The following is a 7,012-nucleotide window of genomic DNA, read 5'->3' as shown; positions in this document are numbered from 1 at the left end:
TCTCCCGATTTGACCCGCATCAGCTCCAGGAACCATTGCGGCCGGCCGACACCGGGAACCGGCAGCGCCACCGACGGCAGCACGCTGACCCGCCACCGCGTGCTGGATGCCGTCGGCTGGCCGAAGTCATTGGCCTCCGTCTGCCGTCGCCATCGCCGCACCACGAGACCGAGCGTCCCGGACTTCTCGGCGGCAAGCTGGAGCCGACGCGAGGCGGTCATTGGCAGGCGCACGAGTTCGCCGACCACGGCACCGAGACCGCCATGCGATAGGCCCTCTTCCATCGAAGCCAGCACGTCCTCCTCACGATCGACTTCCACGAAGACCACACGATTGGCATCGAGGCCCACCTGGGCAAGTGCCGGGAAGAACAGGTCCGGCCGCGTGAGGCACCAGACGACCTTGCCTTTCGTGCGGGCCGCGATCCCCGCGGCGAACAAGGCTGCCGCCGCACCGTCGACTGTGCCCGATCCGCCGCCGGCGATCTCGTGCAGCGCGCCACGGGCAAGACCGCCGCCCGGCAGAACGGCGTCGATCGCCAGCACGCCGAAGGGCAGCCAGCCGGCCTGACGCGGAACGCTGCATTCCAGCGTTGCGATCCGGTCGCGAAGCTCGGTGAGAACCTGTGCGCGGGCAGCCGTCATCGATCACGCACTCCTTTCGAGATTTGCGGGTTACAAGCGCGGCATCATGCCGCTTACGAAGCTGATGTTCATGACTTGTTCTTTTCGGGATAGGAGTCAAGTCCGCTTGGAATAGGAAAATAGTCGGAGGCGGACGTTCTGTGAGGAATCCGCTTTTGATTCAGAATGGTAAGTCGCGGACCACCTTCCGGATCATCAACAGGAAATGCGTCGGCCTGTGGAGGAGCGTCGCCGCTCATTCGCATGGAGGCTGTTGCTCGCAAAATCGCGTCCGCGTGCTAGGATCGCCCGACCCGGCCTCTCGACCGGCCATTCCCATGGGAGGAGACAGATGTGCAACCTCTACAACATCACGACGAACCAGGAGGCGATCCGCGCCTTTGCCAATGCTGCCCGTGACATCATCGGCAACATGGAGCCGTCGCTCGATGTCTACCCCGACCGGATGGCGCCGATCGTGCGCAATGCACCCGACGGCGTGCGCGAGCTTGCCTCCGTGCGCTGGGGCATGCCGAGTTCAAGCCAGGCGCTGTACGAGGCCGCGACCAAGCGGGCCGACAAGCTGCGCGCCAAGGGGAAGGACGTCGACTTCGACGCGCTGCTCAAACACGAGCCGGACGGTGGCACGACAAACGTGCGCAATACTGCAAGTCGCCACTGGAAGCGCTGGCTGGGCATCGAGAACCGCTGCGTCGTGCCGCTCACCCGCTTTGCCGAGCCGAACCCGGCCGGTAAAGTCGAAGGCGGACGCACGCCGAATGCCTGGTTTGCCGCCAACGCGAGTGAGCCGCTGATGTTCTTCGCCGGCATCTGGGTCAAGGACTGGACGAGCGTGCGCAAGGTCAAGGAAGGGCTGATCACCGCGGACTATCATGCCTTCCTTACCTGCCCGCCGAATGCGGTCGTCGGGCCGATCCACCCGAAGGCGATGCCGGTAATCCTGACGACATCGGACGAGGTCGAGGCGTGGCTGACGCTGCCTTGGGCAGAGGCGAAGGCGCTGCAGCGTCCATTGCCGGAAGACCGGCTGGTTCTCCTCAATCCTCCTTCTGTTGACCGCGAGCTTGGCTCTGCTGACGCGTTATCGTAGAGATGGCGTTGGCTTTATCGCCTTCGGCCCTTTGCAGTCGCGGCGACATGAACGAGAGCCGCCGTCGATAGCAGTATCGAAGAAACCAGCACCGCCACCGACAGCAGTCCGCGGTTCGTAATTTCGGCCGTCGCACGCAAGCCGCTGTCTTTCTTCACCATTAGCGACACCTCGGCCCGCTGGATATCCCGGCCGCCGAAGGTCGCGCCAATATCATGCCTTTTGGGCCCAATCGGACCACCCGAACGATCTTCGCTCATTTCTCGAGCTTGTCCTCGACCTTGCTTCGGCTGTTGCCTACGGCCTTTACCGCATCTTTGACGCTGTCTTTCGAAACGTCCTCTTTTTTGGCCTCGTAGGCGACTTCGTGATCCTGGCCTGCTGCGACACGGGCTCGGTCCTGGTTTCTTCCGCGAGAGGTCTTGGCCATCTTGTATCTCCGAATATCGAAACATATAGGTAACTTGCTGCGATTTCTGAGGTTCCTTCACTCTCGATCATCAAGATCAATATGGTGTCGGTCGTTCTTTAACCTTTTAATGCTGTCATCGCCTGATGGCGAGCAAACCCCTCAACCGTTCAAGACCAAAGCACCTCAGGACTGAGGCCGAAGCACCGCTTCGCAGCCAACGGCGAAACGCTCGTGATCCCGCACAGCCTCAGTTGCCGCTCGACCTCATGCCGGAGCGGATCGAACCGTGCCTTGCCTTATTGACAGCCAAGCCACCTAAAGGACCGGACTGGGCCTACGAGGTGAAATGGGACGGCTATCGCGTCCACGTCCACAGCGAGCTCGGAGGTAACATCCGCATACTGACCCGTGGTGGCCATGACTGGACACATCGGTTTCCAGCAATCGAAAAAGCCGCGCTTGAACTTGGTCCGGCGACCATGATCCTCGATGGGGAGGTCGTCGTCCTCGACGAGCAGGGTCGCAGCGACTTCAACGCTCTCGTCGCGTCGCTCGGCGGCCGCGGAGGTAAAAAGGTCGCGACGGACACGGTGCTGTACGCGTTCGACCTGCTCTACCTCGACGGCCACGACCTATCCAAGCTCTCACTCGAGGAGCGCCGAATGCTTCTCGATCCGCTTCTCGAAAAGGCAGCCGGCGCTATCAGGCTTTCCGAGATGCTCGTTACCGACGGAGCGGCCCTGTTTGCGACAGCATGCGAACTGGGCCTTGAAGGCATTGTCGCAAAGCGATTAGACGCCCCGTACAGGTCAGGACGTGGTGGCGAGTGGAGGAAGATCAAATGCGTCCAGTCGGACACCTTCGTCGTAGTCGGCTATGAACCCTCGACCTCGTCGCCCGGCGCAATCGCCAGCTTGCTGCTCGGTGCTCGCAAGGGTGATGCGCTGGTTTATGTCGGCTCCGTAGGGACGGGTTTTACGGACAGGGATGCACGCGAACTGATGGACAGACTAAATGCGATGCGCACGAAGCGGCCAGCCGTCGCCGTGAAGGGAAAGTCCCTGGTGTTCGTAGAACCGATACTCGCAGCCGAGATTGAATACCGTGCCTGGACGGGCGACGGGAAACTTCGTCACGCGAGCTACAAGGGTCTGCGAGATGCCGAGGATACCACCGACGTGTACATTTTCGAAGGTTGACGTTACGGGAGCGCATTAGCGCCGTCTCTTGCCGACAGGGAGTTTCTAGGGCTTAGATCGATGTTTGAGGCGGTGACCTACGGCCGCTTGGCGCCTCCCTTTCCGCCATTCACAGAGGAGCCAGTCTTCCCGAGAGCGGACGCGGTTACGGTAGCGGGTTGAAGTTAACCAATGTCCAAGGACATCTGCTTCTCACTGTATTTTTGACCGACTGTATATTTTGGGTCTTCCAAAGCACCGTCAGGCATTGACGTCGTGAAAATAATTTGGTGTTCAACCTTCATTTCTTGGCTCCATTTCAATATAACGCGTTGGAAGTTGTGGCTTCGCGCCTCGGTCATCCCTTTATCTTCGATGTTGTCCAAGAGCGCGAATCTTGGATACTTCATGCGCTGGTCCAGGCAGGAGGCGAACACCAGTGCCAAGTGAAAAGCGTTTTTGATGATAGTGGCGGAGCTTGCTGAGTAGCCGCGCTTGTCATTGACTACGATATCGTTGTCACCGAAGTTGAATCTCACCCCGAATTCATCGACAGGCTCTATATCACTCGGTAAGTCGTCCTCAAGTATTTTAGCCGTCAATCGCGATATCAGACCATATATAGACGCCTGCCGCTTCTCTCGGGCCGCTATCCAGCCTGCAATATCCCGCTTCAGGTTCGTCAGCGTGTCGTTGAGCTTTTCCTTCCGCTGGGCAAGCTCGGTCACCTCGGCTGCCAGACGGCGTTCGCGCTCCAGATCGACAAGCTCCCTGTCGAGATATCCGACCGATCGGGTCAGCTCCTCGATCTTTGCGTCGGCTTCGGTTAGATAGTGTCGCGATCGTGTCAGGAGTTCTTCGGAAAGGGTATTGCGTACCCGATACATCCCGCTGAGCTGAGCCTTAAGAGCAGCGCGGTCCGTTTCTCGCGTTACCTGAAGGGACCTCGATTCCTTAAGCTGCATTTCCACCTCGTTGCGCAAACGTGCATACCGAGACTGATTATAGGTCTCATCGAGGCCCGTCTTGCAAAGATGGCATTGATGACCGTCCGGAGACGGCTCGACCGAAGAAAGGCAACTGGGGCAGAAGGAAAAAACGAAAGGTGCAAGCGACTCTCCAGTCGCCTGCGATTGGTCTATCTGCTTCAGGTTCTTTTCAAGGTCCGAGATCAAAAGAGCGGCGTCTTCGATCGCAAGAGCGAGGCGATCGAGACTACGCTGTGTGGCGACCACGTCGCGGCTGACTTTGTCCAGATCACGGCGAAGCGCTTCGATCACGGACGAACTGTCGTCCTCGGCTTGTCCTCGTTCATATCTCGACGCGCGGAGGTTTTCGATCTCCTGGAGGATGGAAACACGCTTGGCTTCGACTTCTTCGGTTCTATTGATGAGATCCGAGAAGTCGAGCTTCTCGTCAACACGCCGAAGGACCTTCAGTAGGGCGGTAAAGGAGCTCGTGACTTCAGAATATTCACGATCAAGCTGTCGAGCCAAGATCTGACTGGGGTAAATGCGATCGTCAAGAACGCCGCAAAGCAGATCGCCGATGGCTTGACGCCTATTCGCGGCATCTCGATCTTCCATTCGGAATATCGCATTCACCGGGGTCATCTGATCCACATACATCAGCCTGAGGAGCTGGTGCATCGTGATATTGGCTTCGTCCGATGGGACTTCGGGCATTGTAAGCGCCGTAAACAGAACCTGGCTGAAGCCCATTCGCTCGAGGTATCGGGAGTAGGGCAACTTCATCCACCCCTCGACCGCACTCGCGTTCGCCTCCTCGAAGGTGCCAAAAAACACCCACATCGGTAACTGGGAAGCTGTCGTCGATATCTCGCGACGCAATGTGACCAGCGAACCGTTGAGTGCAACCTCCGCGAAGGTCTGATCGCACATTCCTGCTTCGCGCTTCCAATCCAGAAGGTTGCCGCCTAGCGCGAAGAAGATGAGGTCCGCAATCGTCGACTTGCCACGGCTGTTTCCATCGCTTCGGATCATGTTGACGCCAGGATGGAATGTCTCGTCGTAGGCGGTTTTTCCGGACTTGGTCACAACCAGCCTGATCAGCCTTAGCGATGGGTCACGTCGGATCATATCGAAACTCCATCAACTTCGACCGCGCTTTTAGGCCCTCTTTGCCAAGCAGTGGGACGGTTGCGATTTTTGTTCCCAGATATCCGGCCAAATCCAGGTCTTCGGGCGTAGCGTGCCTCAGCAATTCATCAGGCACCAGATTCTCCGTACGCTTCACTATGCCCACCTTTAGGGCATCGCCTGAGATCAGCTCTCGGCCAGCCAAGGCGGCGACGATCAGCTTATGCAGACCTTTGGACTGCGCCAGAAACGTCTTCGGAGACGGCAATGTGTTGAACCGGGACGCGGTGCCTGCCAGCTTCCTGCCCTTCACTCCAGCACCTTTCGGAAACTCCAGATCGGCGAGCAGGTATGGAAAGACATAATAGAGATCGACAATCCTTAGGGTATCCGTCGGCATGGATTTGCCTGGTGTGTTTTCCAGAATCAGGAGAGCACGGAAGACACCATGGTAGACGTCGAAAGCGGGATGATAAACTAACATCAGTCCCACCTAATGTGGCAGTTGCCGGTCAGGAAATAGATCATGCCGCGGACGTAATCTATCGAGACATCCTCAAACTGAGGGCAGTCATCGAGTTCGTTTGCAATGGGTACAGTTATATTTTTCGAGACGGTCTGATCCACCAATGATGCATCCACACCTGCATCGATCAGGTGGCGCACCTGTGAATCGAAACGCTCGTGGATTCTCGCCATCAGCGTCGCCACAATCAGTTGGTATGCCGGCGAAAACTGGTTCGCTTTGATTTCCCCATAGACGTTCTCCTTGAGAGCTTTCGCCAACTGCACTTGTCGCTCCCTGTTCGCCAAGACGAGCTTCGCCTCTAACCCGATCACATCCTCGTTTTCGACCTGTCGGGTGTAGACTTCGAGTTGCCGAATGTAAGAGTTCAAGACCTTGTCTTCAGCAGCTTCCCTCTCCAACCTGGAGAATAGCTTCCGGAAGACGTTGGTGGACTTCGGGACAGGTTGCATATCAGGCGCGGCGTTGTAGATATTGACGTCACCACCGTTCGCATAGACGTCTTTGCCGCCCATGTGGCCGCCGACCTTATTCTTGGTCTGTGATGTGGTCAGGCCATTCGAAGGCATCGGAACAACGCTCAACGCAGTCCCAGCTAGAATGCTTGGCTCATCCTGATCGTCTTCGATGGCCGTCAGTCTCTCGTCACATGGGTATCGCGGCCGGACAGGTTTCCGCCGACCTTGTTACCGCTTTGATTGACGGCTCCCTGGCTGTTCCGGGCCACCGAGGTCACGGAGTTTTTCCGTTTGCTTGAATCGAAGCGAATTTTGATGACAACGCCTGCCCCTAGTCCCGCTAAGAACGTTATGATGTGCCCGATTATGTCCTGCATACTCACCCCCCAATATTCAACCCACGATTAACATCCGAGTTGTCAGGCCGCAATACTGAGGTTGTCTGAAGTGCTGCCTGACCGTCTATAGGTATCGCGAGAGTGTCAGCCTGACTGCGCGCAGCATTGATGGGATACTCAGCCGCAGCGAACGATGATGGCGCACAAATCCCATCTAACCAACCCTAATAGCACTGCCTTCCGAAATTTAGCGGTAGTAGGCGTCCA

8 protein-coding genes are annotated in these 7,012 nt (G+C 57.6%); 2 read left to right on the top strand and 6 right to left on the bottom strand.

The genetic code is table 11. From position 1 onward, the window contains the following. Positions 1–644, bottom strand: a 644-nt coding sequence (locus C8J33_RS21185) for an ImuA family protein (RefSeq protein ID WP_110730160.1), incomplete at its 3' end; no start/stop codon positions are given. Between the two features lie 331 nt (positions 645–975). On the opposite strand from C8J33_RS21185, the gene C8J33_RS21180 reads away from it, so the two are divergent. Next, positions 976–1,734: an SOS response-associated peptidase gene (locus C8J33_RS21180; protein WP_062595819.1), complete on the top strand. Its 759-nt coding sequence runs from the start codon at positions 976–978 to the stop codon at positions 1,732–1,734. A gap of 14 nt (positions 1,735–1,748) precedes the next feature. Here C8J33_RS21180 and C8J33_RS21175 read toward each other — a convergent pair whose 3' ends face one another. Further along, positions 1,749–1,994, bottom strand: a complete 246-nt coding sequence (locus C8J33_RS21175; RefSeq protein WP_062595820.1) for a hypothetical protein — start codon at positions 1,992–1,994, stop codon at positions 1,749–1,751. Beyond that, the gene (locus C8J33_RS21170) at positions 1,991–2,164 is read right to left on the bottom strand and encodes a DUF3606 domain-containing protein (protein ID WP_132665259.1); all 174 of its coding nucleotides are present in this window, start codon (positions 2,162–2,164) and stop codon (positions 1,991–1,993) included. The genes C8J33_RS21175 and C8J33_RS21170 overlap by 4 nt, the downstream gene beginning before the upstream one ends. A gap of 125 nt (positions 2,165–2,289) precedes the next feature. Here C8J33_RS21170 and ligD point away from each other — a divergent pair, with 125 nt between their 5' ends. Then, positions 2,290–3,345, top strand: coding sequence for a non-homologous end-joining DNA ligase (gene ligD / locus C8J33_RS21165; RefSeq protein ID WP_062595821.1), 1,056 nt, complete (start codon positions 2,290–2,292; stop codon positions 3,343–3,345). 164 nt (positions 3,346–3,509) lie between these two features. On the opposite strand, the gene C8J33_RS21160 is transcribed toward ligD, so the two are convergent. Genes C8J33_RS21160 through C8J33_RS21150 form a run of 3 tightly spaced genes read right to left on the bottom strand, consistent with a single transcriptional unit; the run spans position 3,510 to position 6,533 of the window. Beyond that, the gene (locus tag C8J33_RS21160; RefSeq protein ID WP_062595822.1) at positions 3,510–5,423 is read right to left on the bottom strand and encodes a hypothetical protein; all 1,914 of its coding nucleotides are present in this window, start codon (positions 5,421–5,423) and stop codon (positions 3,510–3,512) included. Next, positions 5,410–5,907: an ABC-three component system middle component 5 gene (locus tag C8J33_RS21155; RefSeq protein WP_132665258.1), complete on the bottom strand. Its 498-nt coding sequence runs from the start codon at positions 5,905–5,907 to the stop codon at positions 5,410–5,412. Before C8J33_RS21155 ends, C8J33_RS21160 begins: the two co-directional genes overlap by 14 nt. Continuing rightward, positions 5,907–6,533 carry an ABC-three component system protein gene (locus tag C8J33_RS21150; RefSeq protein WP_132665257.1) on the bottom strand — a complete coding sequence of 209 codons (627 nt, stop codon included), beginning with the start codon at positions 6,531–6,533 and terminating at the stop codon, positions 5,907–5,909. The genes C8J33_RS21155 and C8J33_RS21150 overlap by 1 nt, the downstream gene beginning before the upstream one ends. Positions 6,534–7,012 lie beyond the last annotated feature (479 nt).

This window comes from Rhizobium sp. PP-CC-3G-465, from assembly GCF_004343445.1.
GTDB lineage: Bacteria > Pseudomonadota > Alphaproteobacteria > Rhizobiales > Rhizobiaceae > Ferranicluibacter > Ferranicluibacter rubi.
This window is presented reverse-complemented; position numbering and strand designations above follow the sequence as displayed.